Genomic DNA, 24,475 nt, shown 5'->3' on the forward strand with positions numbered 1-24,475 from the left:
AGTGTTCTCCGGTCGGTTCCCTGGAAGCGTGGCCAATCCTCACGTACAAGTGCCGTTGGTGCGGCGAGAAGTTTCAGCCACATCGCGCCGGCCCGACACTCAACGAGTGGTCGTACGGATTCGGGAAGATGAACAGCGTTGCCGGGCTACAGAACGTCCCTCAGGACAAATCCCTCTGGGACTGGCTGAACGAGCTTCGCGACCAGCCGAACATGGTCAACGTCTATTCTCAACTCAAGTGCTCGCTTGAGCTGGGACAGTACGCGACCTGCCACGAGCACCTCCCGGAGGGCGGGCCGCTCGAAGGCAGGCCGGACCGAGATCCCCCGTTTTGCTGCGGCTCGCCGATGCGATGGGCGCCGGACGGATGGGTGTGCAGGGTGGCCGGCACGGTCTTTTCTTGCCCTGATGGTTTGTCTTGAGAGGAGCGACGTCATGAAGTCACGTAAAGGGCACTACTGGAGCTAGGAGCGAGACCAGATGAGCGAGCAAATCGAGGAGCCGAACGGCTTCGCCCGCACGACCGAGGCAGTTCAGCAGATCTTCGGCCCCGACCGGCTGGTGACGAAGGCGATCGTTATCGCCGAGGTAATCGACGTCACGACCGGTGAGCCGTGGCTCGTCCTCCGCACGACCGAGGTTCTCTCGGCGTGGGAGAAGGAGGGCATGCTTGCCTACGCTCTGCGGATCGAGCAGGCCGGCGTGAGCTACGAGAGCGAGCAGGAATGAGGGCCTGCGTCCTCCGCAAGTGCGTCACGCCGAGCGGCTCTCAGGCTCATTGCACGGCCTGTCACGAGACGTTCACGGCCGTTTCGCACTTCGACGCACACCGCGTCGGCCCCGTGGACCGGCGCTCGTGCATCGTGAGCATCGGGAGCCGCATGGTCATTCCGCCCGCGACGCCGGACGGATCGGAGTACAGCCTCTGGTTCGAGGACGGCTTGTGGTCCACCGACGAGGGCCACTCGGACCGACGCGCAGCAAGCGCGCGCATGGCTGCCGCTCGCGCGGCGAAGGGGGCGAAATGAGCCTTGCAGGACTCCGGCGGATGATCGCCCGAGCCGAGGTCGATCTCATCGACCTTCAGCGCGAGATCACGCGGAAGCAGCTACGCCTGTCGCGCCTCGAAGACGAGCTAGAGGCGATGAAGGCCAAAGCCGAGGAGTGGGACGCGACGGGGGTCGAGCCGGAATGACGAGGACGACTCGCCGCGCGCGGCTCCGCGGCATGGGAGTGGAGCTTGAAACGGGCCGCATCATTCGACTGTGGGGGCCAGTGACCGTCATGCACGCGGACGCCAACGGCGGTCCCGTGCTTCGTGGGCATGCGTCCTGGCGCACGGTGTGCGGCGTGATGTTCACCGGCGCATCCTGGCGCCTGATGTTCTGCTGGCGGGGGTTCGTGTGACCTTCGTAGCTACCGGAAGCGAGATCGCGCGAGCGATCAGCAACGCGCGGCTCTTCGTGGACAGCAAGGCCGAGTACGCGCCCGACGTCGTGCACGTCGAGCTGAGCGAGACAGGCGTAGCGTTCGCCGGCTTCGATGACTACGCCGTTGGCCGAGACGAGATCGGCAACGTGGGCGACTTCCCTCTCTACTTCGAGGTTACCGACGAGGGTGCCGAGGCCATCGAAAAGGCCGCGCGCTCTGCGCGCAACGCTTCCGTGTCGCTCGCGCTCGATGAAATCTCGCTTGTGCTCACGGTTGGCGAGGAGGAGACGGAGACGCGAGCCCTCGAAGCGTCAGAAGCCTGGCGCGTCGTCCTGCCCCTCCTGGAGCCCTCATGCGAGCCGGCCGAGCTGCCGCGCACGGTCGCGTTTCAGGGCGCGCGGCTCGCGCGCTTCGGGCGCGTCAAGGGCGTCAAAGACGCTCCGATCGACATCCGGTTTGAGCCCAACGAATCCGGGGCGCCGACCGCGCTCGTGCGGGTTGGGCCGACGTTCCGCGGTGAGCTTCAGGGCCTGCGGCGAGACGTTGCCGCGGAGCACCTCGGGGCGAGCGCCGGCCTCTGCTTCTGGGAGTGATGGTTAGTCTTGACAGGCTGATCCTCCAAGGTTAGTCTTGAAATGTAAGCGATCAACGTGAACGGCCCGAAGGAGCCCGTCATGCTCGCAGTTCTCGGTTACGTCTTTGCAGTCCTGATGGGTGCCTTCTGGCTCGCGATCGGCTTCGAGTTCACGCGCCTTGAGGCGCGGTGCGCGGAAATCGCCGAACAGTTCGCGATCGAGAACACGCGATAAGGGAGCCGGCCATGACTCGCAACGAGGCGATCAAGAACTACGTGGACGCGTGCCGCGCTGCGGCCGATTACATGCATGGCGACAAGGAACTCTACGCCGAGCGCATGCGCACAGCGCATATGCAGTTCGAGGAGATGGCCAGGCTGGCGGACTCAGTGTCCGTCCTGATGCACGGGCGCGGTGCGGCTTACGCGCACCGAAGCACTTCCTGAAAGGAACCTGAAGACCCCCGGGAGCTTTGCTCTCCGGGGTTTCTTCATGTCCAGGCGCCGTGGCCGAATTCACTCACGAGGGCTTGCCGACCCAAACCGGGCGTGTCGCGCGCGCTGACCTGCAAGTATGCGCTAGAAATCTTCAGCACCACACGAAGACCGGGGTGATGTCAAGTGGAACCATCATGGTTCGTCTTGACAGCAACCAAGTTGCACCCGTAGCCTTGAGTTGGAAGCGGACAGGAATGCATATGCAGTCCGATCCCGGTCAGACCGAGCCTCGAAGGGGCATCCGATGCCAGCGCCGAACATTCTTCCCGACTCGGGAACGCTTGCGCAGATGCGCCGCACCATGACCATTAAGGAAATTGCCGACGAATACGGGGTTTCTGAGGTCGCGGTCTACAAGCAGCTCAACGCGGCCGGCCTCACGAAGGCGCGCCCGCCGAAGTCCCACCCGTGGACCCTGAAGAAGGAGCACGAGCAGACCAGGCCGGCCATCATGCTGCGGGCTCTGGCGCGTCGCGAGCGCGGCGAAGAGCTGCCCGCTCAAAAGAGCCGATCGCTTGACATCTGGTTGGATGAGCTTGATCGGCTGAAAGTAGTAGTTGACTACGATCCCGATGCCGGACCTAATCCCGCAAGTCCCATTTACGGGGGTTTCGTTTACCGGGAACGGCTCGACTCTGACGGAGAGTCACGCATCCGTTACCCAAACTCCTAAGGTTCCTTCCGGTTGCAGCCGATGCTCTGGCCAGGTTGCAAATGGGGTGCCTCCCCACGGCTTCCCAGCTCGAAGGTTTGTCTTGACGGAGATCCCTTTCAAGAGTAACCTTGAAGCATGAGGGAAAACGTCAGCGCAACCGGGAGAGCGGGGTATTTCGGTGACCATATCGGAGGTCGATCGCCAGGACCTGGAATCGACTCCTGAAATCGTCCGCATCACCGAATCGGATGAGATCGGGCGTTGGGTCCTGGCTGAGATTCGGACCGGCGATGTTAGCTCGTTTGAGCTGACGTTCTCACCGGACATCACGCGCGAGGAATGGGCAGCGTTCCGGAAGGAGCTGCCGTTCGATGCGACGGTGTACCAGCTCGAATCGGTGGGCGGGGATCTTCTCGGCATTCCGATGGCACTACAGGCGTTGATCGCGTGAACCGCCGGCTCATCGAGGCGAGGCAGGAAGTCATGAATGCCGCGCTGTATCTGGCCTACGCGAACGAGGCCCTCAGCGGCCGTCTGACGGCCTCGGATTCCTTCGAGCACGACCACGCCGCGGACAGGTTCGACAAGGCCCTGAGCGCGTACGTGAAGGCTGCGAAGGATGGCCACGGCCCCGAGTGTCCGGACGGTCGAGCGTGCCCCCTGGAGTGCGTGTGACCGACGCGCCAGAGTTCCACTGGCGCAGCGTTAGCCAGTTCGGCACCTACGCCCGGTGCAGCGAAGCGTTCCGGATCGAGAAGGTGGAGAAGGTCAAGGGTCGCCCCGCGGCATGGATCGCAGGCGGCATCGGCTTCCACGAGGCCGTGGACCAGTGGGAGACGTCGGGGCGCACGATCGACATCGTCAACGCGTTCGAGGTCGCTTACTGGCAGGAGATCGGTCGGCTCAAGGAACAGGAGCCGGACATCTCGCGGTGGCTTCGGCCGCCGCGCTGGAAGCCTGAGACGGACATCGACGGCCGATATGCCAAGGGCAAGGAACAGGTGGCCGCGTACAGGGCTCACGCCCTTGAGGCGCCTTGGAGGCTTGCTGAGCTTCCGGACGGCTCGCCAGCCACAGAGGTGCCGTTCGAGTTCCGGTTGAGCGAGACGCTCGGCCTGAGGGGCTCGATTGACGCCATCCTCCGGTGGTCGGACGGCTCGATGCGAGTGCGCGACTACAAGACCGGCAGCAAGCTTCCGGGCCTGCTTCAGCTTGGCGTCTACAAGCTCGCAGCGCTCGCGGCCCTCGGCTTCGATATCAACCACGGCGACTACTGGATGAGCAAGAAGGGGGACATCAACGGCCCGCACGACTTGAGCCGCTACACGCTCGGCTACGTCTCCGAGCTGATGCATCGGCTCGACCGCGGCATCACGGCCGGCGTCTTCCTCCCCAACGTGGGCGACGCCTGCGGAACCTGTTCGGTGGCCGACTACTGCTCAGAGGTCGGCTCTTTTTTCAGCCCTCAAGATTTGTCTTGAAAGGAAGCACATGAAGGTCAAGGCCAAGAAGAAGACCACCGTCACCCTGACCCTGAGCCACAAGGAGGCCCGACTCCTGTTGGGTCTGGCCGACTTCCCCGAGCACTACGCGCAGAAGCCGCGCGTCACGGCCTTCCTGGAGACCCTCGCCGCGGAGCTGGCCGACGCCACCGACGACTACGACACCGATGCGGAGACCGCGGGCTACGTCAACTCCGTCTCCTTCTAACCCATTCAGCGAAGCCACACAGCAAGCCCGACCGAAGGGAACCAACGCAAGTGACAGATCAGTGGGCCGTTCAGATCTCGCCGAAGATCGGTGACACCCTCATCAACGTGCGTGGCGAGGACGTTCAGTCCGTCGTGCAGGCCCTCGGCGACCTGGCGGACGTCTCCGGCCAGGTGGCGGAAGCGCTCAACGTCATCACGGCCGCGGGCAACGCGAGCGCGGCCATGAACGGCCCCGCATCGTCGGCGCCGTCCGCGGCGAACTGGCAGCCCCCGGCGCAGCCGGCCGCCGCTTCGCCCGGCAACGCGCCGAGCTGCGAGCACGGTCAGCGCCAGTTCAAGCAGACCAAGACCGGCAAGAAGCTGTGGGAGTGCCCGTTGGCTGCGGCCAACTGGAAGGACCCCAACGCCTGCAAGGCCGTGTGGATCAACTAGGCCGAGGGAGCCACGACATGCGCAAGCACAGCACGAAGTACACCACGATGACCGGCGACAAGCCGCGCCTCAGCGACGAGCGGCCCGAGGTGACGCGCGATCGGTCGCGCTACTGGATCTCGCTAGGCAAGCAGATCCGGCACGGCGTCGGCGTGCGCATCTGAGGGCTTTCCTTTGCGCTCAAGGTTTGTCTTGAAAGACGTGGCGGGGGCCTCCCGCCCCCGCCTGGTGACCCGAACGGAGGTGAGTCGGTGCAGACGCTCGTGAGAGCCATGAAGGGCCAGGGCCAAGACGGGCGCGCCCTTCCAGGGGCGTTCTCGGGCCTTGAGGCCGTGGGGGCGAGGCTTCGGTACGGGCAAGTCGCGCTCATCGTGGCCGCGCCCGGCGGCGCCAAGAGCGCGGTCGGCCTCGTGTGGGCGCTGCGGTCCGGCGCCAAGACCCTCTACTTCAGCGCGGACACGGACCGATTCGAGATCGGGAAGCGCCTCGGCGCGCACTTCACCCGGCGCACGCAAGACGAGGTGGAGGCTGGCCTCACCGGGCCTGAGAGCGACAAGTGGTACGCCCTCATCGACAGCAACACACGGAACCTCTGGTTCTCGTGGGAACCGGCCCCGAGCCTCGATGACATCGAGGACGAGGTGAAGGCGTACGCCGCGGTCCGGGGCGAGTGGCCCGAGCTGATCGTCATCGACAACCTCAAGAACGTGTGGGATGACGGCGGAAGCGCCGGGGACTCCGATTGGGTCCGGTACGACCGGGTTGTTGCGGCCCTCAAGGAGCTTGCGCAGGAGATCGGCGCCGCGGTCCTGATCCTCCACCACGCCACCGGCCAGTACGAGGACGGATACACGCCGATCCCCCTCAACGGGATTCTCGGCAAGTGCGCTAAGGACGTGCGCCTTGCCCTGACCCTCCACAGGGGACCGGTGGGCTCCAACGAGACGCGCATCTGCGTCGTGAAGAACAACGGCAACAAGGCCGATCCGGGCGGGGGCCTGATCGTGCCGGTCCCCTTCTGGCCTGAGCGGATGTACTTCGGAGACCTGTTGTGAGAGTCCTCGTAACGGGCTCGCGCGACTACTCGGATCGGGACTTCATACGCGGCACGCTGAACAGCCTCGCTCGCTACGCGGAAATGAGCCGACGTGAAGAGCTTGAGCTGATCGTGGGCGACTGCGAAACCGGGGCGGACGCTCACGCTCGCGACTGGGCCGACGACTACGGCTATGAGAAGCGAGTCTTCGAGGCCGACTGGGCGACGCACAACCGAGCGGCCGGCCCGCGGCGCAACGTCCGGATGGTCGATGAGGGCAGGCCGGACATCGGCCTTGCGTTCTTCGAGCCCGGAGCACGCAACCGCGGCACAAAGCACTGTGCCGACTACGCCGAATCCAAGGGCGTGAGGGTCTACCGCTTCGCCGAGTAGCCCGCCCCATCAGGTCGGGTGCTGGCTTCTGCGCGCCCTCATGGTTCGTCTTGAAAGGAAGACCGTTGTTCTCGCTTACTGACCTCTTCTGCGGAGGGGGCGGTTCCTCGGAGGGGGCTACCCAAGTCCCCGGCGTGACCGTCCGGATGGCTGCCAACCACTGGCGCCTTGCCGTGGACACGCACAACGCCAATCACCCCGAGGCCGATCACGACTGCGCGGACCTGTCGCAGGTCGACCCTCGGCGCTACCCCCGCACCGATGGCCTGTGGGCCTCTCCGTCGTGCACCAACCACAGCGTCGCTCGCGGCAAGGTCGCCGATCCGGAGGACGTGGACGCGGAGCGCAGTCGGGCAACGATGTGGGACGTTCAGCGGTTCGCCGAGCAGCACCGGTACCGGCTGGTCTTCGTGGAGAACGTGGTTGAGGTTCGCAAGTGGGCCGGCTTCCGCGGGTGGCGAGTGTCCATGGAGGACACCGGGTATTGCCTACACGAGGTGTTCCTCAACTCGGCTCACGCGTCGATCGGGGGCGATGCCGCGAACCAGTGGCGCGACCGCTGGTACTGCATCGGGCACCCGAAGGGCACCGCATGCCCCGACACGGACTCGATCACCTCACCGCAGGGTCTTTGCGGCTACTGCGAACGCACGACCACTGCGCGGCAGCACTGGAAGGACCCGAAGAAGCGCGCCGGGAAGTACCGGGCGCAGTACGTCTACCGGTGCCGTGACTGCGGCAGCGTCATGGAGCCCTACGTTCGGCCGGCTGCTGACATCATCGATTGGACGCTTCCGGCCGTCCGGATCGGGGACCGCCAGGCGCTCGGGATGAAGGGCCTTGCCGACAAGACGTTGGCGCGGATTCGGCTCGGGCTCGACAAGCTCGGCCCTGCGGCTCTCATCCCCGTGGAGGGGCGAGACGGGAAGCTGCCGTTCGGTCTCGATGCGCCGATGCGCACCGTGACGACCAGGGCCGAGACTGGGCTTGCGTTCATCGCGGAGCTTCGGGGCGGCGGGAGCACCACTCGTCCGGTCGGGGAGCCGTTGGCGACTGTCACCGCGTCCGGGAACCATCACGGGCTCGTGGTGCCGTACCGGTCGGCATCGCTTCCCCGAAGTGCCGGTGAGCCGCTCCCCACCGTGACCACCGTGGACAGTGCAGGGCTGATCCCCGAGGTCGCGTACCGAGTGGAGGACTGCTCTTTCCGGATGCTTCAACCGGAGGAGTACGCCGCTGCAATGGCGTTCCCGGGCCACTACCTGTGGCAGGGGTCGAAGCGGGACCGCGTCCGCCTGGCGGGCAACGCTGTGACGCCTCCGGCCGCACGGGACATCGTGGCCGCGGGCATCCGGTCGCTTGGCTAAGCCGTGCAACCGGTGCGGGGGCGTCAAGCTTCCCGGGCCGGGGCAACGGTACTGCGGTGAGTGCAAGGCCATCGTCAATCCGGCGTGGGCCACGTCCACAGTGGAGCCGCCCGCTCCACCGGGTGAGCGTCGGCTACGCGTCAAGGCGGCAGAGGGCAAGAAGTGGTGCTCTGCCTGCCAGACCGAGAAGGGCCTAGCCAGCTTCAAGAGCGGCGCCTACTGCATTCCGTGCACGCGGAGCAAGGGCGCGGCCTACCGGCTCAAGACGGTCTACAACCTCAGCGTCGAGCAGTACCAAGCGATCCTCGACCACCAGGGCGGGCGCTGCGCGATCTGCGGCATGAAGCCGCGGACCAAGAAGTTAGCCGTCGATCACGACCACGCAACCAACCTCGTGCGCGGGCTCCTGTGCACCGTGTGCAACTCCGGAGTCCTGGCGATGGCCAAGGACAGAGCCGAGATCCTCCGGGCTGCCGCGGACTACTTGGACAGCCCTCCGGCGATCCAAGCCATCGGCGAGGTTCAGGCATCCGAACAAGCAAACGTCAAGCGGCGCCCACGGCGCCGAGGAAGGGGCTCAAGCCCGTGGCTGAAGAAGGGACCGAGCCTGTAGACGGCTCGATCGTGCCGAGGTTCACCGACGCACAGCTTCCGATCGTGGCCCTGTTGCTCGATTCGGTCGAGCTGTCCGAGGCCGGCCGCGGGCTCGAAGCGGTCGGGGCGCTGAGCGATGCGCTCAGGCGGGCGCCGATGGAGGCCATGTCCGCGGTCATCGGCTTCATGCGGGGCGGGGTTCACGCACTGGCGTACACGCGGGAAGAGGAGTTCCCGGACACGCTTCGGTGGCTGCGTTTCTCGGTAGCGCAGTAGATGCGCAGGCGCGGAGGGGCGCAGGGCGCGCGACTCGATATCGCGCCTGTCCTGGAGTTCTACGGGCTCACGCTGAACGCCGGACGCGACTCCGGATGGTTCGCAGTGCGGTGCCCGTTCCACAGCGACAGCCACGCTTCGGCGCGGGTGACGCTCGAAGACGGAGGGGCGTTCAAGTGCCATGGATGCGACATGGCTGGCGACGCCGTTTCCCTGATCATCGCGAGAGGAGACGCGGTTGACTTCGCTGGTGCCCTCGACTTCTACGAGGGCAGCATTGGCGGAAGCGTGCCAGAGGTACGCCGAGGCCCTGCCGGGCAGCGTCGCCGAAGAGTACTTGACGACGGAGCGCGGGATTACGAGAGAGGTTCAAGCCTCTTTCAGTCTCGGCTACGTCGCCGAGCCGGTGGTGGGGCATGAGGACTACCGAGGGCGGATCGCGATCCCCTACGTGACGGCCTCGGGCGTCGTCTCGATGCGCTTCCGAGTCGTTGGCGCGGGAGAGCCGAAGATGCTCAGCCTCGCCGGGGAGGTCGGCCGGATCTACAACCCCCGGGCGCTGGAGCGGCCAGAGCCTTTCATCTGTATCTGCGAAGGCGAGTCGGATACGTGGACCACGGCGGTAGCCGGCCTGCCTGCGATCGGGATTCCCGGGGCGCAGGCGTGGGAGCCGTTCTTCGCCAGGGCGCTCCGCTGGTATCAGCGCGTCTTCGTCCTCCGCGACAGCGACGAAAGCCCGCGGTACCGGTGCGGCACCTGCAAGGGCGCGCTCTTCAAGACGCCGGAGTGCCCAACGTGCCACAAGCCAGCCAAGCGGGCGCCGTCCGCGGGCGAGCAGTTCGCGGAGACGATCGCGAAGACGGTACGCAACACGGCCGTCGTGCCCATGCCGGAGGGCCACGACGTCAACAGCTTCTATCGGGCGCACGGCCCGGACGCACTTCGAGAGAGGATCGGGCTCTAATGCCGGAGACGTACGCGCAGATGTGGACGCGCACGCACGACGTGTGCGGTGAGGTGCACTGCGAGCGCACCAACCAGGACAACCGGTGGGGTAGCTGTGGCGACAGCCCGCCGCTCACGAATCGCCGGTCCGCGCCGGGCTGTCGACGCGCCTATTTCCATGGCGCCGGGCCGGCGCTCCCAACCTGCACCCCGGCACGCGCCGCGATCGACACCTGCCGGGGTGAACCGGGTCAAACCGTCAGAAGATCTCGAACTGCTGGTCCGGGGTGCCAGCCACACCGTTCGTCCAGGTCGAGCAATTCAGGACATACACCCAGTAATTATATTGCGCGGTGAGGCAGCGTCGGGCGTAATTGTTGACCAACACGAGCGAACCATTCGGCTGCGTGACCCCGATCCACTGCTGGGAACGAGTGCCGTTGCACGCGCCACTTGTCAGCACGGAGATGTTGGTGTCAAGGCAGTTGCCGTTCCGACTCTTGATTATGTACACGGCTTGGGGGCCGTTCCACCAGACGGTCTGGAACTCGAACACCCGGTCCCACTCCGAGTTGCAGGTAGTCATCACCGCGACGTCACCCGGTATCTCAACGACGCATGCGCCGACGCTGACGTTCTTCATGTGCAGGTAGACGGGTGTCGCCGAGGCGGCCTGTGGCGCCACGACGACGAGCACGGCGGCTGTCAGTACGGCCATGAGCAGTCGCGACACACGGCTTTGCGAGGATGATCGAAGCATCAAGAGCCCCCCATAAGATCGATGCACAGCGATGAATGTGCCATCTGACGCGAACACTATCCCATAGCCGGAAGCTGATCAATATGCTTCATGTCATCGACCGGCGTGACAACCGAAGCCAATGATCGGCGCCCACGTCACCCTCGTCACCGCCGCGCATCGACAGACCTAACAAAACCCTAGTAGTCCCCTTTTACCCCGAAGGTTAGTCTTGAGAGCGAGCGCACCATAAAAACGCTGTACATCGATATCGAGACGTCTCCCCACGTGGCGGACGTGTGGGGCCTGTTCAACCAGAACATCGGCCTCAACCAGCTTCGCGACTCCACGCGCGTCATGTGCTTCGCCGCGAAGTGGCAGGGACAGAAGGGCATCGAGTTCTACTCGGAGCATCACCACGGCCGACAGGAGATGGTGGAGCAGGCCCACCGGCTCCTGACTGAGGCTGACGTGGTCGCCCACTACAACGGCAAGCGATTCGACATCCCGCACCTCAACCGGGAGTTCGTCATCGCGGGCATGATGCCCCCGGCGCCGTACCAGCAACTCGACTTCTTGGAGGTCGTAAAGCGCCGGTTCCGGATGGCCTCCAACAAGCTGGAGTGGGTCTCGCAGGCCCTCGGCATCGGGGCGAAGGTCAAGCACCAGGGTCACGAGATGTGGACTCTGTGCCTGGCCGGAGACCCGAAAGCCTGGCGCGAGATGGAGAAGTACAACAAGCAGGACGTGGCGCTTCTCGAAGAGCTGCATCGGGTGCTTCTCCCGTGGATCACGACGCACCCCAACCGGCGCCTCTACGGCGACGGTGAGGGCTGCCCGAACTGCGGTTCGGCGGACTTGCGCCGTGAGGGCTTCGCCTACACGCAGGTGGGCCGCTTCCAGCGGTACCAGTGCCGCGCGTGCGGCACGTGGAGCCGTGAGGGCAAGCGGCACGACGGCACCGACATTCGGGGCGCTGCCGCGTGAGCCAGCTCATCAAGGTGACCGTCACCGGCACCTACCGACTCGGTGACCACGCGCGCCTTGCCGAGATTCTCGGCACCCTGCGCGAAGCCGTGCGAGAGCTGGAAGTCCTGGCGCCGGGGGTCCGAACCGAGGGAACCTCCCTGACCATCGAAGGAATCGAAGAATGAGCGACACCCTGATGACCCTCCTTCCGGTCATCGAGTCGGCCTCCCGCGCCGTGGCCCGCGAGTACCCCGGGGTCGACAGCGACGACGTGTATCAGTCCCTGTGCGTGTGGGTGCTGGAGAACGCGAGCTACCTCAAGACGGACGAGGTGGCCGGCTGTCGGTACATCCTGTACCGGGCCGCGCACATCATCGCGCGCAAGGAGCGGACCGAGGCCCTTCAGTCGTGCGTGCAGTACGACTACACCCCCGCGGACGTCCGCAAGATCCTCGAAACAGCGTTCGATGACAGCGAGACGTGGCTCAAGGCCCACGTCCCCGCGGACGGCGCCAGCCTGAAGGCCACCGGTATGGACGGCATTGAGGTGACCCTCGACATCCGGGCCGCGGTCGCCGAGCTGGGCGAAGGCGATGCATCGGCCATCTTCTCGCGGTACGCGGACGGCATCGTGCCGGAGGCCGGCAGCGCCGAGCGCAAGCGGCTCGACCGGGCCGTACACAAGCTGACGGAGCTTGTGAACACCTACAGCGTCTCGCAGGCTGAGGCGCTCGCGATGCGCGGTCACCCGGGCTCGCGCCGCGCCATGAGCAACGCTGCCGCTCAGGCGCTCATCGGACGGGGCACCGATGGCTGAGTACGCGTGCCCGTACCCCGAGCTTCAGGGGCGGATCAACCAAATGCGGTCCGACACGGACCGCGCGGCCGAGAGTGGCTCGTTCCGGCCCGCAACGTTCCGGACGCTGCCCTCATTGCGCCGCGGGGTGCGCGGCGTGGACATCGCCAACGAGGACGGCCAGGTGTTCCACCTGTGCCGGCCTGAAGAGATCGACTACCTGATTTCCCGCCTCGAACGAATGAGGACGATCGCGTGAACTTCCCTTCCTTCAAGAAGATCCCTCGCTTCAACCGTGAGGTCATCATCACGGAGAAGATCGACGGCACCAACGGTCTGATCTCTATCGAGCGCCACCCGTTCGCCGCGGCCCTCAAGGACACGCCTACCGGCTTCCTCAAAGACGTGCCGTACGCCCTCGTCATGGGTGGCCCGGTGGGTATCGACGGCCTCCCGGAGTTCGAGTTCCACGTACGGGCCGGCTCGCGCAACCGCTGGCTCACGCCCGGCAAGGAGACCGACAACTTCGGCTTTGCCGCGTGGGTGTACGCGAACGCGGAAGACCTCGTGCGCCTCGGCCCCGGACTCCACTACGGCGAGTGGTACGGCCAGGGTATCCAACGCGGCTACGGCCTGACGGAGAAGCGCTTCGCGCTCTTCAACGCGGACAAGTGGGCCGGCATCGAGCTGCCGTCCGGCGTGGACGTCGTGCCGGTCCTGCGGCGCACCAATGCGGCGCGAGTCAACGACTCCGCGGCCGAGGCCCTGGAAGACCTGACCGAGCTTGGCTCGGTTCTCGTGCCGGGGTTCATGCGGCCCGAAGGGGTCATCATCTACCACACGGCCGCTCAGGCGTACTTCAAGGTTCTTCTTGAGAGCGATGACCGGCCGAAGGGCCTCGCGGCGTGACCACGTGCACGGCGCACGGCGCCGTCCTGGCGCCCGGCATGTCGGTCTACATCGCTGGCCCGATGACCGGCATGGAGGACTGGAACTTTCCCCTCTTCTTTGCCGTAGAGCGCTTCTTGAAGCGGGAGGGTTACCGACCCATCAACCCAGCCAAGAACGACGGTCCTAGCCTGTCTAGGGCCGTTGCAAACGCCCGTGAGGGCAAGCACCCGTGGGCGTACTACATGCGGCGCGACATGCGGCACCTGAGCCGCGCTGACGCGCTGTGCCTACTCCCCGGGTGGGAGCGCTCGAAGGGCGCGACGCTGGAGCACCACATCGCGTGGGCGCTGGAGATGCCCATCGTGGTGTGGGAGCCGTTCGCACACCCGGAGTTCGGACGGATCGCGCCGTACATCGTGGACGACGGACAGGGGCTCACCGATGACTGACTTCGAGACGAAGGACAGCGGCGAGCGCGCGCAGTTCGCGAGCGGGATGGTTCGGGACACCGAGAAGGGCAAGCCCCGGTTCGATCTGCTGATGCCCAAGGGCGTGCCGTTCAGAGAGCAGATGCTGACGCGGTTCGCCGCGCTCATGGCCCGAGGTGCCGAGAAGTACGCCGCGCGCAACTGGGAGCAGGCCGACAGCGAGGCCGAGCTTGAGCGGATGCTCTCTTCGGCCTTCCGGCACTTCATGCAGTGGATGGCCGGCGAGACGGACGAGGATCACGCGGCGGCTGTGATGTTCAACCTCATGGCGGCCGAGACGCTGCGATGGAAGCTCCGGCGGGTCATCAGCGACTAAGCAAAAGGGGCGCCCTTGTTGGGGCGCCCCTTTCTCTGTACCGGCATGCAGGGGTCCGCAGTTCCGGCTCAACGGCCGATGCGCCACACGGGGCGCATAAATGCCCCCGGTCGCCTACAGGGGGCGGCGGCGGCCCGCATGCCAGCAGCTTTGGAGAAGGGGCGCCCTGCGGTCGCAGCGACGTGGGGGCGCCCCTTTCCCTTCTCGGTACGCGTCCGCGGTCGGACGGACATCAGGGCGGGAGCCTCCGACCAGGAAGGGAGACCGCCCGATGCTGCCGCGCGTTGGCCCGTCACCACACCCGGCGTGGAGGCACCCGAACCGGGCGCGGGCGCGCTGGCAGCGCGTACCGGAAGTATCTGGAGAAGGTGGAAACCGCGGCCTCGCGGTGCGGGCACTCGCCCACGCTGCCGCATCCGAGGCACCGACCGGTTTCGGAGTCCATCCGATGGCGCTCAAGTTCGAGCTGCGCCCCCTCAAGAAGCGCCATGGCGTTGCCGTTGACCCTGTACGCCTCTTGACGCCGGTATGCAGACTCACCGACTAACACAATGTCAGTCGCGCCCATCTCGCCTCCTGAACTGGTACACCTTCGCAATGGCCCCGTTGGCAGGCCATGGCGACTGCTGGCGCGGCTCATCGTCGCGCAGCGTCTCTGCAATGACCCTGAGGACGATCTCTGTCGGCGCGCCCTGCGGCACGAGCCCACGCTTCACGTCGTCCAGCCGCTCCGAGTGTTCGATGAACGCGAGCAGCCGGCCGAGCGCACCGCCGGTGTTGAGCTGTTCGTCGCAGGGTCGGATCAGGTCTGACGTCGCCCGCCGTTGCGCCCGCTCGACCTTGAGAACCAAGTCGCTGCTCGTGAAGACCAACGCCGCAAGCTGTGCAGCCGAGAGGCCCCGCCGCTCACGCCACGTCCGCAGTTCGGCGCCTAGGAAGTGGCGCCCGGACTCGTGTGGCGCCAACTCCTTGGGCTGCTGGCCCATGGCTGTCCCTCCACGCGCTCGCTGTCCTCGTCCTTAGCCTTGAGGAGGGTGACGGCCCGCGGCACGAATAGCCGCCACCCTCGACGGCCGGCCCACGGCTGATCACGCCGCCACCCCGGATATGCATACACAGAGCAACGGTGGCCTTGCCGTGCGCCAACGCATCGACCTTGACACATCTCAACTGCATATGCAAGCAGTCGCGGTCAATTCGCCTTTCGCGGGTTGCTCTCGCGTCCTGCACGGCGTACAACATCCTTTATGACCAGTTCGCCCGCGAGCCCTACCGCACGTCGGCTCAGGCTCGGCATGGAGTTGCAGCGGCTTCGCGAGGCTGCCGGCGTCGACCGCAACGAGGCTGCGAAAGCCATCGATACCTCATACTCAACGATCAGCCGCATCGAGACCGGCAAGACGGGCATCCGCCTGAGTGACTTACGCGCGCTTCTCGATCTCTACGGCGTCACCGATCAGGGCTACCGCCAGGGCCTCGAAGAGCTGTCGCGCGAAGGCCGACAACAGGGTTGGTGGAGCCGGCACGCCTCGATCCTCAACAGGGCGTACTCGACGTACATCGGGCTTGAGCAAGCCGCTACGCGGCTGCTCGCCTACGAGTCCTCCGTCATTCACGGACTACTACAGACCGAGGACTACGCGCTTGACCTCCTGCGCCAGGCCAAGGAGCCCGAGGACGTCACGCGTCAGCGGGTCAAGGTCCGGATGGAGCGACAGAAGCGGCTCATCCCTGGCGACGACGACACGCCGGCCGTTCGGCTGTGGGCGATCCTGGATGAGTCCGCGATTCTGCGCCAGGTTGGCGGACCGGACGTGATGATTGCGCAGCTCAAGCGCTTGATCGAAGCGGCGAGCGCACAGAACGTCACGCTGCAAGTCCTGCCGTTCGAGGCAGGCGCGCACCCTGCGGTCAACGGGCCGTTCAGCGTCATCGAGATGCCGGAGGAGTACGGGACGCTCGTCTACATCGAGGGTCTCGCGGGCGATATCTACGTTGAGGGCACTGATGTTGTCCGGTATACCCTGGCGTTTGACGAGCTACGCGCGGCAGCGCTCGCGCCGAACGCATCCGTTGAGCGGATCGAGCGTGCCATTGCCGCATTACAGGCCAGGAGATCATAGATGTCACTTGATGAACGGTGGCGCAAGAGTACCCGTAGCGGGGGCGCCTCCGGCAACTGCGTGGAGGTCCGCCAGCTTGACGGCACCGTTGAGGTGCGCGACAGCAAAGACCCGAACGGCCCGACGCTCGCCTTCAGCGCGAGGAACTGGCAGGCGTTCGCCGACGCTGCGGCGAAGCTTGCCGAACAGTAAGACTCCCGGTCCGGCCTCACGACCAACGAGGGATACGGCGGTCACGGGAAACGGGGCCGGCTGTCGCTGCGGCCGGCCCCACCAACTGAAGAAGCTCCCAGATCGTCTCGTTTTCGAGGTTCAGCGGTCGGGGATGCGGGCCTCTCGTTCCCGCGGGGAGGCCCCACACAACCACGGTGCTCCCGTCCTGCCTTTCCAGGGATTCAGCGGGCACGGGAACGGGGGTCTCCCAATGCTGAGGGAGGCCCCCACCAAGAAGTCGGGGCGCGGTCGGGCGCCCCTTCTTCGTGCCTCATGGTTTGTCTTGACAGTTTGATCTCTCGAAGGTTAGTCTTGAAACACAAGGCCGCAGGTCATGGCCTAGGCGAAGTGGCCGAGCCACTCGCCCCGAGCGTCCGGTGACACCGGATCGCCTCCGTGGATCGAGCTTCGAGGGAGCCCTTTTGATCAAGGACATCGAGACCGCCAGCGTGCGGGAGGCGTCAGCCGAGCGCTACGCCACGGTGAAGGCCGACATCGCGCGGATGATCGGCAAGGACGTCGGGCACAACACCGTCGAGCGCCTGGCGGACATCGTGCGCCGCGAGGTCGACCACACGCACGAGATGTACGCCGGGTACGTCGACCACCTCACCGACCGGGCGAACGGCTACGCGTTCGAGGTACTCGCGTGACGCCCGCCGCGCTGGTTGGCAAGCTGGTCCGCTACCACGGCTCGATTCCGGAGAAGCACGGCGTGTACGTCGTGTCCGGCACCCACGAGGGCTACGCGCTCGGCATCGGAACGCGCCTCTTCCTCTCCCTCCCCGAGGAGCCGGAGAGCATCGAGCTAAGCAACGTTCGTGCGGAGAGCGTGACGCTCGTCAGCGCGCCGGGGGTGGCCGTCTGATGGAGCCGGACGAGACGCCCGACCTTGAAGACATCGAGTTCATCCTTCCCAACCGGGCTGACCGGCGCCGTGGGCGCCGTGGTGGCCGTGGCAAGTACGCAACCCTCAAGAACGCCCTGCGCACCATGGATCGGAGCAAGACTGCATGACCACTGCCAAGCGCGAGATTCGCGAGATCGAAGTCAAGACCGTCGAGACGAAGCCGGTCATCGTCCTGGAGCTGAGCGAGGAGGAGGCGCGCACGCTCCACGTGATCTACGCCTTCGTGGGCGGATCGCCCGAGGCGAGCCCCCGCGGGCACATGCAGGCTATCGGTGAGGCCCTCGGCGCGGTCTTCGGCGGTGTCCTCAAGTACTCGGACCACCCGGAGTACAGGCTCCTGAAGCGCGACGTGTCCGGGATCAGGTTCCTCGACTACCCGGAGGGCACGCGCGAGCCGCGGGTGTTCCGGTTGGGTGAGGGAAGCATCCCGCTCGACGTCGAGACGGTCAACGACGGCGAGAGCTACGCTCCGCACTGGCGCCGCAACGGCGATGGCAACTGGAGCAACACCGAGGTCAACGTCACGCTGACGGAGCGCGAGTTGCTGCGCGACTACTCAACGGTGACCGAGGTCATCGACACCGACCTGACCGCGGCCGTGGTGCGAGAGCTGCGTACGGCGGGCAAGATCCAGGCCATCAAGCTCTACCGCGAGCGGACCGGCCTCGGGCTGCGAGAGGCCAAGGAGGCGGTGGAGGAGATCGGCCGCACGAACGGCCTCCACGTCTAGCGGCCGGCCATGAAGCTCAAGCGGTGGAAGGTCGTTCGCCGGCCGAGTGAGTTCGGCGTGGGCATCCCCTCGTGGGAGCGGCACGTGTCGTTCTTCTGGACCAAGCGCGGCGCCGAGCGATTCGCCGAGCGGCACAACCTCCGGCACATCGAACGGTGGTTCTGCTACGTCCTGAGGGCCGATTCACCGGTCTGAAAGTTAGTCTTGACAGCGCTTCGGCGCCACAACTTCACACGCACAGAGGGCGCCCACCGGATCAACCCGGTGGGCGTTCGTGCGTTCAGGCGCCTACGCCGAGGCGCTCAAGCAAGTCGTCCGGGATCTCAAGCCGCATGTTCGCCCGGCGCCCCTCGGTGGGCATGAGCCAAACCTTGATCCCGCTCCGCTTGAGCAGATCGCCCCGCGCTTCCGGATCTGACGCTTGCCACACAGCGCCGTAGGTCCGTTCTTCGGGGACGTAGGTCCAAGCCCCCGCGCGCTGCGGCAGCGCCTCTAGCTCAATCCTACGGGCGCGCAGAGCGCTCATCAGGGCATCCCACTCGTCTTCCTCTCCGTCGAACTCGCCGCGCACGTAGCGCGCGTCACGGAGGCTCTTCGTGCGCTTCTTCACGTCCTCCAGTTCGGCCGTGTGGTCCTCCCCGGGGACGTACACCCGGCGCATCACCTGCGCGTCACCGAGCGTGGCCATGAAGACATCGTTAAGCCCCGACCACACGACTTCCTTGTACTGCTTCACGGCACGGCAACCGTCGCCGTAGCACCGGAACGCGTGCGTATGCTCGGGCCTCGTTGCGGCCCCATGGTGCCGCAATGGGCGCTGACACTCGCCACAGAGGAGAATGCCCGCTAATGGGTTGGGCTTCTTGCCCCTAGGCTGCGGCTTTGCCGCGAGATCTAGCGCTGCCTGGAGACGGCCGAAATCCTCAAGGGTGATGAGCGGCTCTGCCATCTGAATCGGGTTCCCGGACGGGTCGAGCAGAAGTCGGCGCTCATCCGTCGCCTTGCCGTTCGCGTCGAGCACCTGCTGTTCTTTCTGCCCGAGCAAGGCACGGCTACGCAGCATGCGACCGAGGACGGCGCTTGACCAGCCCTTGACTTCGAGCGTGTTTCGCTCGCGCGGCTTAGCCCTCGTCCGACTCGTCGGAATGTTTCGGTCGTTGAGATCCCGAGCGATCTCCTCTCGCGACTCCCCCGTGATGACTCGGCCTACGATCTCGCGCGCAATGGTTGCCTCCGGCCCCGACAGCTCCAACACCTTGCCCTTGCCGTCCGGCGCATCAACCGCCTTGTACCCGTACGGCGCCGGTCCGCCTGGCCACCGGTTCGTTGTCCGGAGATGCTCGCTCGCGCGCTCTCGCCGCTCAACCATGTTGGCAATCTCGATCTCGCCCACAGCGGCCAAGAGCGTAGCCACGATGCGCCCCACGGGCGTAGTCGTGTCTAGCTTGTCCTTGGCGAAGATGATCTCTTTGCGCTCACGCTTGCAGAAGTCAAGCAGCCAGTACAGATCGACCACAGACCGGATAGCCCGGTCCATCTTGGCCCAAATGATCACGTCGTACTGAGCGATCTTCTCGGGATCGGTCAGCCATGGGCCAAGCTTCGGTCGCTCCGCTGGCGCCAAGTCGGCCGCGGAGATGTTCAGGTCTTCCGCCCACGCGACGATCTCAAGCTCGTCGGACTCCTCGCGCTTGATGACCTGTCGCTGTGTGCCGGGGCTGGTAGTGGCGTCGGTCAGGTGGGACAGGCGGATGACGGCCAGCGCTCTGCGTGGGGGCATGAAGCCATGTTACACACGCTCACGTGACACCAGTGGCAGGCCGCGTACCCGACGGAGATGAGCACGGGCACGTCCCGCCGCCGCGCTTCGGCGAACGCCTCGGCCGACCACTGCCACCAGTCGACCGGGTTGTCCTTGTGCTGCAGCAGGTAGGGCGAGGTCGCCCCACCGAGACGATTGGCCATGCCCCAACCCTCTCACGGGCGCCGGTCGTCGCTAAGGGGTCGACAGCGCCACGATCGCATGGCACAGTTCTAGAACAGTTGACAGTTCTAGAACTGTGGAGGGGTGGCGTGGAAGAGGTGCTCATCCGGCCGCGGCGGGGTGTCGTTCGCGGGGAGGTCATGGGGGATCCCGGTGCGCTGGGGCGGTTCGGGGACTATGGCGGGCGGTACGTGCCCGAGTCGCTCATCGGGGCCTGCCGGGAGGTCGAGGAGGCGTTCCGCGAGGCCTGGGCGGACTCCGGGTTTCGGGGGCAGCTCGACCGGCTCCTCGCCACCTACGCCGGGCGGCCCACGCCGCTCACGCCGGCGCTGCGGCTGTCCGCGGAGCTCGGGGTGACCCTGCTGCTCAAGCGGGAGGACCTCACGCACACCGGGTCGCACAAAATCAACAACGTGCTCGGGCAGGCGCTGCTGGCCAAGCGGATGGGGCGTACGCGGCTCATTGCCGAGACCGGGGCCGGGCAGCACGGCGTGGCCACGGCCACCGCCGCGGCGCTGTTCGGGCTGCAGGCCACCGTGTTCATGGGGGAACGGGACATCGAGCGGCAGGAGCACAACGTGTTCCGGATGCGGACGCTCGGGGCCGAGGTCGTACCCGTGCGCAGCGGGGCCCGCACGCTCAAGGACGCGACCAGCGAGGCCATGCGGTACTGGGTCGGGACAGTAGACGAGGCGCACTACTGCATGGGGTCGGTGCTCGGGCCCGCGCCGTACCCGTGGATGGTCCGCGAGTTCCAGCGGGTCATCGGGGACGAGGCGCGGCGGCAGTGCGCCACCGAGCTGCGGGCCGCGGTGCCGGACTACGTCGTCGCGTGCGTGGGCGGCGGGTCGAACGCGGCGGGGACGTTCGCCGGGTTCGTCGACACGGCCGCCCGGCTCGTCGGCGTGGAGGCGGACGGGGGCGCGGGGGCCGGCCGGGGGCGGCTCGGCGTACTGCACGGCGTGCGTTCGATGTTCCTGCAGGACGACGACGGGCAGGTCGTCGAGGCGCACTCGATCGCCGCCGGGCTGGACTACCCGGGGATCGGGCCGGAGCACGTCCACCTGCGCGACCTCGGCCGGGCGCGGTACGTCGCGGTCACCGACGACGAGGTGGTCGCGGCGGCGGTGCGCCTGGCCCGCACCGAGGGGATCATCGCCGCGCTCGAGTCGGCGCACGCGCTGGCCTGGGTGCTGCGCGGGGAGCTGCCGGCCGGCGCGACCGTGCTCGTGACGCTGTCGGGGCGCGGGGACAAGGACCTGGCGACGCTGCGGGAGGCGCTGTGAAGCTGCTCATGCCGTACATCACGGCGGGCATCACCGCGGACTGGACCGCGTATGTGCACGCGTTCGCCGCGGCGGGGGCCGACATGGTCGAGGTCGGGCTGCCGTTCTCCGATCCGACGCTCGACGGGGCGACGATCCAGGAGGCGACGACCGTTGCGCTGTCGCGCGGGGCGACGCTGGACCGCATTCTTCATGACCTGTCCGGGATTTCGTCATCCGTGCCGATCGTCCTCAGCACGTACGCCAACCTCGTCATCCGCGAAAGTCCCGCAACATTCGGGCAGAAGGCCAGGCGGGCGGGGGCGACGGCGGTCATCGTCCCGGACCTGCCGCTCGAGGAGTGCGGCGAGGTCGAGCCGCACATCGATCTCGTGCTGCTCGCCTCGCCCGCCACGCCCGACGCGCGGCTGGCGGAGATCGGGCGGCGCAGCAAGCGGTTCGTGTACGCCGTCACGGTCATGGGCACGACCGGCGAGCGCCACGAGCTGGCCGCTACCGCCAAAGATCTCGCCGGCCGCCTCAAGGCCCGGACCGAACTGCCGGTCTTGTTAGGATTCGGCATCTCCACGCCCGCGCAGGCGGCCGAGGCGGCGAGCCTGGCCGACGGCGTCGTGGTCGGCGCCGCCGTCATGCGCCGCGTGCTCGACGGGGCGGGGCCGGCCGAGGCCGGCGCGTACGTGCGCGAGCTGAAGGCGGCGATGTCAGGAGGGTGAGGATTGGTCCGCGACGGCGAGCCCCGCTACCGCGCCATCGCCGCCGACCTGGCCGCGAAGATCCACGCCGGCGAGTATCCGGCCGGGTCCGCCCTGCCGGCCCAGCGGGAGCTCAGCGGCGCGTACGGCGTGACGCTCATGACCCTCCGGCAGGCCCTGCGCCAGCTCAGCGACGAGGGGCTCATCGTGCAGCAGGCGGGGCGGGGCACGTTCGTGTCGCCGCCGCACCTGGCGTATCGGCTGGGGTCTCTGCGCAGCCTCGCCGATGACCTGCGCGAACAGGGGCACGCCGTGCGGACGGTCGTGGTGTCTTCCGGGCTCGCCGCGTCGGCCGAGTTCGGTCCGGGGGCACTTCGGCTCGAGCGCGTCCGGGAGTTTGCGGGGCGTCCCTCGGTACACCAGATATCTTGGGTCCCCGCTCCGCTTGCCGAACGGCTCCTCGCCGTCGATTTCGCCGCGACGGCCCTCTATGCCGCGCTCGCGGACATCGGCGTCGCCGTGGCGCGGGCCGCGGAGACCATCAGGCCCGCCCTCCTCGAGGCCCCTTCCCGGGTGTACCTCCACGAGCCCGCCGGAACGCCCGTGTTCGTGAGCGAGCGCGTGACGTACGCGCTGGACGGCGCCGCGGTGGTCGCCGACCGCGCGGTGATCCTGGGCGACGCGATGGAGGTCAGGGCCGAGCGGGCCGCGACCGGCCTGTCGATGACGTGGTCCGGCACGCCCGGATCAGACGTGGCCGCGCAGTGACTCGTCGTAGGTGACGTCAAGGCTGCCGCCCAGCACGCCCTTCGCGCTGCGCTGGAACGCCGTGGCCGCGCTCGGGCGGCGCAGCTGGACGGCGAGCTCGGCGCAGGGCGCGGCCTCGAGCCGGGCGACGGCGCCGGCCGGCAGCAGCGCGACCGCGTCCACCTGCCCGGACGGCCGGGCGGCGACGCCGACGACGGTGCCGGCCAGCCCGTGCGACCCGCGGGTCAGCGTGACCCGCTCGCCGAGCCGCAGCCCCTGCCCGTCGACGGCCAATAGCTCGCCGTCGCCGTTGGGGTTGCGCCCCTGCACGAGCGCCGAGCGCTGCAACCCCGGGCTGCGCAGCGCGGTCAGCACCGTCGCCTGGCGCAGCGTCATGCGGCCGGTGGCGATCCCGACGTCGTACAGCGTGTCGTCGCACTCCACCGCGACCGCCTCGGGCAGCGCGGCGAGCCGGTCGATCTGCGCCGGCGTGAAGCGCCCGACCATGCGCACGTCGGCGCCGCCGGGCAGGTCGGCGAAGTGGTCCCGGCCGCCGAAGTGATCCAGTACGACAAACGCCCCCACCGCCGCCACCGCGCACCCGAGCACGCTCGCAAGCCCCCGTCCGCTCACACTCGGTGACGCTAAGCCACACCGGCGGCTAGCCCCGTGCACGCCGCCGGTGTGTCTCGTGCCGTCTTTTCAGGCGGTCCAGCGGGGGTCTCGTCCGAGGTACCGCAGCAGCGCCGCCACCTCGTCATCCCTCTCGTCGCCGGGGACGACCGCCGCGTACGCACCCCACTGGCGCAGCGGCTCGACGATCTCACGGGCCACGGCCAGCAGGTCCCGGGCCAGCTCCGGCGTCAGCGGCGAGGGCTGCCCGGTCGCCACGGCGATGTCCCAGGCGTGCACGGCCGCGTCGAGCGCGCACGCCCCGGCCCCGAGCCACCCGGCCATGCGCCCCTGCGGCAGCGGCGTCGGCGCGTCGGTGGCGTCCTGCGGGATCGTCGCCCAGGCCGCGGCGGAGGCGCGCATGGCCGCCTCGGCGAACTCGGCCGGGTCCTGCCCGTGGAGGTGCCCGTCCGGCGCGAACGGGTCGTACGCCGGCCAGCCCTCCCCCGTGATCGTCGCCGCGAAGCCGAGCTGGTCGCCCGCCGCGTGCTGCAGCACCTGGGTGACGTTCCACTGCGCGCACGGCGTCGCCCGCTCCCAGTCGCCGTCCTTGACCCCGCCGACAACGCCCCGCAGCACACGGTGCGCCTCGTCCAGAACCGCCCAGGTGCTCGTCAGCTGCTCGTTCATCGCTTCTCTGCTCCTCACTCACAGGCGCTCGCCCTCGTGTCTACGACTCTATCAGAACGGAATGCTCTATTCCAATAGAGTCGATGCCAGGATCTCGCGTGGTCGCGCACCCGATGGCCGGACGGCGGGCGTTGCGGAATCAGCAGAGCGGTCCCACGGCTGGGCGACGGGTGGTCAACAGCCGAGCCGCGGAAGCCTTCCGCTCTCGGCGGGCGTCGCGGATTACCGCTCTTGCGGGCCCGTAGCGAATGCCGGGTCTCGCGGGCGTCGCTCAATGCCGGGTCTCGCGGGGCGTCGCTCAATGCCGGGTCTCGCGGGCGTCGCTGAATGCTGGTCTCGCGGGCGTAGCGGAATCACGATAAGTCGGGCGCTCCGC

General features: G+C 67.2%; 42 protein-coding genes and 2 pseudogenes. 38 read left to right on the forward strand and 6 right to left on the reverse strand.

The genetic code is table 11. The features are described from left to right. Positions 1 to 128 precede the first annotated feature (128 nt). The 21 genes and pseudogenes from ACQEVU_RS46140 to ACQEVU_RS46240 all read left to right on the forward strand — a co-directional run bounded on the left by ACQEVU_RS46140 (position 129) and on the right by ACQEVU_RS46240 (position 9,932). Positions 129 to 422, forward strand: coding sequence for a hypothetical protein (locus ACQEVU_RS46140; RefSeq protein WP_433336018.1), 294 nt, complete (start codon positions 129 to 131; stop codon positions 420 to 422). Between the two features lie 58 nt (positions 423 to 480). After that, the gene (locus ACQEVU_RS46145) at positions 481 to 729 is read left to right on the forward strand and encodes a hypothetical protein (protein WP_433336020.1); all 249 of its coding nucleotides are present in this window, start codon (positions 481 to 483) and stop codon (positions 727 to 729) included. Continuing rightward, positions 726 to 1,028: a hypothetical protein gene (locus tag ACQEVU_RS46150; RefSeq protein ID WP_433336022.1), complete on the forward strand. Its 303-nt coding sequence runs from the start codon at positions 726 to 728 to the stop codon at positions 1,026 to 1,028. Before ACQEVU_RS46145 ends, ACQEVU_RS46150 begins: the two co-directional genes overlap by 4 nt. Next, on the forward strand, positions 1,025 to 1,195 hold the full coding sequence (locus tag ACQEVU_RS46155; RefSeq protein WP_433336024.1) for a hypothetical protein: 171 nt from the start codon (positions 1,025 to 1,027) through the stop codon (positions 1,193 to 1,195). The genes ACQEVU_RS46150 and ACQEVU_RS46155 overlap by 4 nt, the downstream gene beginning before the upstream one ends. Before the next feature lie 208 nt (positions 1,196 to 1,403). Next, positions 1,404 to 2,024, forward strand: coding sequence for a hypothetical protein (locus ACQEVU_RS46160; RefSeq protein WP_433336026.1), 621 nt, complete (start codon positions 1,404 to 1,406; stop codon positions 2,022 to 2,024). A gap of 81 nt (positions 2,025 to 2,105) precedes the next feature. Next, positions 2,106 to 2,240 carry a hypothetical protein gene (locus tag ACQEVU_RS46165; protein ID WP_433336028.1) on the forward strand — a complete coding sequence of 45 codons (135 nt, stop codon included), beginning with the start codon at positions 2,106 to 2,108 and terminating at the stop codon, positions 2,238 to 2,240. Positions 2,241 to 2,251: 11 nt separating this feature from the next. After that, positions 2,252 to 2,452 (forward strand): hypothetical protein, encoded by a 201-nt coding sequence (locus tag ACQEVU_RS46170; RefSeq protein ID WP_433336030.1) that lies wholly within the window; start codon positions 2,252 to 2,254, stop codon positions 2,450 to 2,452. A 295-nt stretch (positions 2,453 to 2,747) separates the two neighbouring features. After that, positions 2,748 to 3,176 (forward strand): hypothetical protein, encoded by a 429-nt coding sequence (locus ACQEVU_RS46175; protein ID WP_433336032.1) that lies wholly within the window; start codon positions 2,748 to 2,750, stop codon positions 3,174 to 3,176. A gap of 160 nt (positions 3,177 to 3,336) precedes the next feature. Further along, positions 3,337 to 3,609 (forward strand): hypothetical protein, encoded by a 273-nt coding sequence (locus ACQEVU_RS46180; protein ID WP_433336034.1) that lies wholly within the window; start codon positions 3,337 to 3,339, stop codon positions 3,607 to 3,609. Next, positions 3,606 to 3,833 (forward strand): hypothetical protein, encoded by a 228-nt coding sequence (locus ACQEVU_RS46185; RefSeq protein WP_433336036.1) that lies wholly within the window; start codon positions 3,606 to 3,608, stop codon positions 3,831 to 3,833. Before ACQEVU_RS46180 ends, ACQEVU_RS46185 begins: the two co-directional genes overlap by 4 nt. Then, positions 3,830 to 4,639 carry a PD-(D/E)XK nuclease family protein gene (locus tag ACQEVU_RS46190; protein WP_433336038.1) on the forward strand — a complete coding sequence of 270 codons (810 nt, stop codon included), beginning with the start codon at positions 3,830 to 3,832 and terminating at the stop codon, positions 4,637 to 4,639. The genes ACQEVU_RS46185 and ACQEVU_RS46190 overlap by 4 nt, the downstream gene beginning before the upstream one ends. Positions 4,640 to 4,649: 10 nt before the next feature. Beyond that, positions 4,650 to 4,868, forward strand: a complete 219-nt coding sequence (locus tag ACQEVU_RS46195) for a hypothetical protein (RefSeq protein ID WP_433336040.1) — start codon at positions 4,650 to 4,652, stop codon at positions 4,866 to 4,868. 50 nt (positions 4,869 to 4,918) lie between these two features. After that, on the forward strand, positions 4,919 to 5,302 hold the full coding sequence (locus ACQEVU_RS46200; protein ID WP_433336042.1) for a hypothetical protein: 384 nt from the start codon (positions 4,919 to 4,921) through the stop codon (positions 5,300 to 5,302). Between the two features lie 17 nt (positions 5,303 to 5,319). After that, on the forward strand, positions 5,320 to 5,466 hold the full coding sequence (locus tag ACQEVU_RS46205) for a hypothetical protein (RefSeq protein ID WP_433336044.1): 147 nt from the start codon (positions 5,320 to 5,322) through the stop codon (positions 5,464 to 5,466). Positions 5,467 to 5,553: 87 nt separating this feature from the next. Continuing rightward, the gene (locus tag ACQEVU_RS46210) at positions 5,554 to 6,357 is read left to right on the forward strand and encodes an AAA family ATPase (protein ID WP_433336046.1); all 804 of its coding nucleotides are present in this window, start codon (positions 5,554 to 5,556) and stop codon (positions 6,355 to 6,357) included. Next, positions 6,354 to 6,731 carry an SLOG family protein gene (locus tag ACQEVU_RS46215; protein WP_433336048.1) on the forward strand — a complete coding sequence of 126 codons (378 nt, stop codon included), beginning with the start codon at positions 6,354 to 6,356 and terminating at the stop codon, positions 6,729 to 6,731. Before ACQEVU_RS46210 ends, ACQEVU_RS46215 begins: the two co-directional genes overlap by 4 nt. A 65-nt stretch (positions 6,732 to 6,796) precedes the next feature. Continuing rightward, a complete protein-coding gene (locus tag ACQEVU_RS46220; RefSeq protein ID WP_433336050.1) occupies positions 6,797 to 8,098 on the forward strand; it encodes a DNA cytosine methyltransferase in 1,302 nt (433 codons plus the stop codon). A gap of 100 nt (positions 8,099 to 8,198) precedes the next feature. Beyond that, complete coding sequence (locus ACQEVU_RS46225) at positions 8,199 to 8,711, forward strand: endonuclease VII domain-containing protein (RefSeq protein ID WP_433336052.1); 513 nt, start codon at positions 8,199 to 8,201, stop codon at positions 8,709 to 8,711. A gap of 44 nt (positions 8,712 to 8,755) precedes the next feature. Next, on the forward strand, positions 8,756 to 8,968 hold the full coding sequence (locus tag ACQEVU_RS46230; RefSeq protein ID WP_433336054.1) for a hypothetical protein: 213 nt from the start codon (positions 8,756 to 8,758) through the stop codon (positions 8,966 to 8,968). After that, positions 8,969 to 9,166, forward strand: a pseudogene (locus ACQEVU_RS46235) (CHC2 zinc finger domain-containing protein); the annotation flags it as partial. It lies immediately after the preceding gene. Positions 9,167 to 9,206: 40 nt separating this feature from the next. Further along, positions 9,207 to 9,932: a hypothetical protein gene (locus ACQEVU_RS46240; RefSeq protein WP_433339790.1), complete on the forward strand. Its 726-nt coding sequence runs from the start codon at positions 9,207 to 9,209 to the stop codon at positions 9,930 to 9,932. 240 nt (positions 9,933 to 10,172) lie between these two features. Here ACQEVU_RS46240 and ACQEVU_RS46245 read toward each other — a convergent pair whose 3' ends face one another. Next, entirely contained in the window at positions 10,173 to 10,646 is a 474-nt protein-coding gene (locus tag ACQEVU_RS46245; RefSeq protein ID WP_433336056.1) for a hypothetical protein, read from the reverse strand. A 303-nt stretch (positions 10,647 to 10,949) separates the two neighbouring features. Here ACQEVU_RS46245 and ACQEVU_RS46250 point away from each other — a divergent pair, with 303 nt between their 5' ends. The 7 genes from ACQEVU_RS46250 to ACQEVU_RS46280 are packed head-to-tail and all read left to right on the forward strand — an operon-like array spanning position 10,950 to position 14,112. Beyond that, a complete protein-coding gene (locus tag ACQEVU_RS46250) occupies positions 10,950 to 11,639 on the forward strand; it encodes a ribonuclease H-like domain-containing protein (protein ID WP_433336058.1) in 690 nt (229 codons plus the stop codon). After that, a complete protein-coding gene (locus tag ACQEVU_RS46255; RefSeq protein WP_433336060.1) occupies positions 11,636 to 11,806 on the forward strand; it encodes a hypothetical protein in 171 nt (56 codons plus the stop codon). The genes ACQEVU_RS46250 and ACQEVU_RS46255 overlap by 4 nt, the downstream gene beginning before the upstream one ends. Beyond that, on the forward strand, positions 11,803 to 12,438 hold the full coding sequence (locus ACQEVU_RS46260) for a hypothetical protein (protein WP_433336062.1): 636 nt from the start codon (positions 11,803 to 11,805) through the stop codon (positions 12,436 to 12,438). Before ACQEVU_RS46255 ends, ACQEVU_RS46260 begins: the two co-directional genes overlap by 4 nt. Beyond that, positions 12,431 to 12,676 carry a hypothetical protein gene (locus ACQEVU_RS46265; protein WP_433336064.1) on the forward strand — a complete coding sequence of 82 codons (246 nt, stop codon included), beginning with the start codon at positions 12,431 to 12,433 and terminating at the stop codon, positions 12,674 to 12,676. Before ACQEVU_RS46260 ends, ACQEVU_RS46265 begins: the two co-directional genes overlap by 8 nt. Further along, on the forward strand, positions 12,673 to 13,326 hold the full coding sequence (locus tag ACQEVU_RS46270) for an RNA ligase family protein (RefSeq protein ID WP_433336066.1): 654 nt from the start codon (positions 12,673 to 12,675) through the stop codon (positions 13,324 to 13,326). The genes ACQEVU_RS46265 and ACQEVU_RS46270 overlap by 4 nt, the downstream gene beginning before the upstream one ends. 38 nt (positions 13,327 to 13,364) lie before the next feature. Next, complete coding sequence (locus ACQEVU_RS46275; RefSeq protein ID WP_433336068.1) at positions 13,365 to 13,757, forward strand: DUF4406 domain-containing protein; 393 nt, start codon at positions 13,365 to 13,367, stop codon at positions 13,755 to 13,757. Beyond that, the gene (locus tag ACQEVU_RS46280; RefSeq protein ID WP_433336070.1) at positions 13,750 to 14,112 is read left to right on the forward strand and encodes a dATP/dGTP diphosphohydrolase domain-containing protein; all 363 of its coding nucleotides are present in this window, start codon (positions 13,750 to 13,752) and stop codon (positions 14,110 to 14,112) included. Before ACQEVU_RS46275 ends, ACQEVU_RS46280 begins: the two co-directional genes overlap by 8 nt. Positions 14,113 to 14,666: 554 nt before the next feature. Here the strand turns inward: ACQEVU_RS46280 and ACQEVU_RS46285 are convergent. Next, the gene (locus ACQEVU_RS46285) at positions 14,667 to 15,098 is read right to left on the reverse strand and encodes a helix-turn-helix domain-containing protein (RefSeq protein WP_433336072.1); all 432 of its coding nucleotides are present in this window, start codon (positions 15,096 to 15,098) and stop codon (positions 14,667 to 14,669) included. Between the two features lie 261 nt (positions 15,099 to 15,359). Here ACQEVU_RS46285 and ACQEVU_RS46290 point away from each other — a divergent pair, with 261 nt between their 5' ends. The 7 genes from ACQEVU_RS46290 to ACQEVU_RS46320 all read left to right on the forward strand — a co-directional run bounded on the left by ACQEVU_RS46290 (position 15,360) and on the right by ACQEVU_RS46320 (position 18,283). Then, on the forward strand, positions 15,360 to 16,235 hold the full coding sequence (locus tag ACQEVU_RS46290) for a helix-turn-helix domain-containing protein (RefSeq protein WP_433336074.1): 876 nt from the start codon (positions 15,360 to 15,362) through the stop codon (positions 16,233 to 16,235). Continuing rightward, positions 16,236 to 16,427 (forward strand): DUF397 domain-containing protein, encoded by a 192-nt coding sequence (locus tag ACQEVU_RS46295; protein ID WP_433336076.1) that lies wholly within the window; start codon positions 16,236 to 16,238, stop codon positions 16,425 to 16,427. It begins immediately after the preceding gene. Positions 16,428 to 16,870: 443 nt separating this feature from the next. Beyond that, positions 16,871 to 17,101 (forward strand): hypothetical protein, encoded by a 231-nt coding sequence (locus ACQEVU_RS46300; protein ID WP_433336078.1) that lies wholly within the window; start codon positions 16,871 to 16,873, stop codon positions 17,099 to 17,101. Next, positions 17,098 to 17,316, forward strand: a complete 219-nt coding sequence (locus tag ACQEVU_RS46305; RefSeq protein ID WP_433336080.1) for a hypothetical protein — start codon at positions 17,098 to 17,100, stop codon at positions 17,314 to 17,316. Before ACQEVU_RS46300 ends, ACQEVU_RS46305 begins: the two co-directional genes overlap by 4 nt. Further along, complete coding sequence (locus tag ACQEVU_RS46310) at positions 17,316 to 17,465, forward strand: hypothetical protein (RefSeq protein WP_433336082.1); 150 nt, start codon at positions 17,316 to 17,318, stop codon at positions 17,463 to 17,465. Before ACQEVU_RS46305 ends, ACQEVU_RS46310 begins: the two co-directional genes overlap by 1 nt. Beyond that, entirely contained in the window at positions 17,462 to 18,088 is a 627-nt protein-coding gene (locus tag ACQEVU_RS46315) for a ribosomal protein L7/L12 (protein WP_433336084.1), read from the forward strand. Before ACQEVU_RS46310 ends, ACQEVU_RS46315 begins: the two co-directional genes overlap by 4 nt. Before the next feature lie 9 nt (positions 18,089 to 18,097). After that, positions 18,098 to 18,283, forward strand: coding sequence for a hypothetical protein (locus tag ACQEVU_RS46320; protein WP_433336086.1), 186 nt, complete (start codon positions 18,098 to 18,100; stop codon positions 18,281 to 18,283). An 85-nt stretch (positions 18,284 to 18,368) separates the two neighbouring features. Here ACQEVU_RS46320 and ACQEVU_RS46325 read toward each other — a convergent pair whose 3' ends face one another. Then, positions 18,369 to 19,868 carry a recombinase family protein gene (locus tag ACQEVU_RS46325; RefSeq protein WP_433336088.1) on the reverse strand — a complete coding sequence of 500 codons (1,500 nt, stop codon included), beginning with the start codon at positions 19,866 to 19,868 and terminating at the stop codon, positions 18,369 to 18,371. A gap of 20 nt (positions 19,869 to 19,888) precedes the next feature. After that, positions 19,889 to 20,053: pseudogene (locus ACQEVU_RS46330) on the reverse strand (DUF255 domain-containing protein); the annotation flags it as partial. 159 nt (positions 20,054 to 20,212) lie between these two features. Here ACQEVU_RS46330 and trpB point away from each other — a divergent pair. From trpB to ACQEVU_RS46345, 3 genes are read left to right on the forward strand one after another with little or no spacing between them, the layout of a single operon-like run. Next, positions 20,213 to 21,358: a tryptophan synthase subunit beta gene (gene trpB / locus ACQEVU_RS46335; protein WP_433339691.1), complete on the forward strand. Its 1,146-nt coding sequence runs from the start codon at positions 20,213 to 20,215 to the stop codon at positions 21,356 to 21,358. Beyond that, entirely contained in the window at positions 21,355 to 22,071 is a 717-nt protein-coding gene (gene trpA / locus ACQEVU_RS46340) for a tryptophan synthase subunit alpha (RefSeq protein WP_433336090.1), read from the forward strand. Before trpB ends, trpA begins: the two co-directional genes overlap by 4 nt. A gap of 3 nt (positions 22,072 to 22,074) precedes the next feature. Continuing rightward, positions 22,075 to 22,818, forward strand: coding sequence for a GntR family transcriptional regulator (locus tag ACQEVU_RS46345; protein ID WP_433336092.1), 744 nt, complete (start codon positions 22,075 to 22,077; stop codon positions 22,816 to 22,818). Here the strand turns inward: ACQEVU_RS46345 and ACQEVU_RS46350 are convergent. Then, positions 22,798 to 23,430 carry a hypothetical protein gene (locus ACQEVU_RS46350; RefSeq protein ID WP_433336094.1) on the reverse strand — a complete coding sequence of 211 codons (633 nt, stop codon included), beginning with the start codon at positions 23,428 to 23,430 and terminating at the stop codon, positions 22,798 to 22,800. The genes ACQEVU_RS46345 and ACQEVU_RS46350 overlap by 21 nt on opposite strands. 69 nt (positions 23,431 to 23,499) lie before the next feature. After that, complete coding sequence (locus tag ACQEVU_RS46355) at positions 23,500 to 24,099, reverse strand: TIGR03086 family metal-binding protein (protein WP_433336096.1); 600 nt, start codon at positions 24,097 to 24,099, stop codon at positions 23,500 to 23,502. Positions 24,100 to 24,475: the final 376 nt, after the last annotated feature.

The organism is Dactylosporangium sp. CA-139066 (assembly GCF_050936175.1).
In the GTDB taxonomy this organism is placed as follows: Bacteria; Actinomycetota; Actinomycetes; order Mycobacteriales; family Micromonosporaceae; genus Dactylosporangium.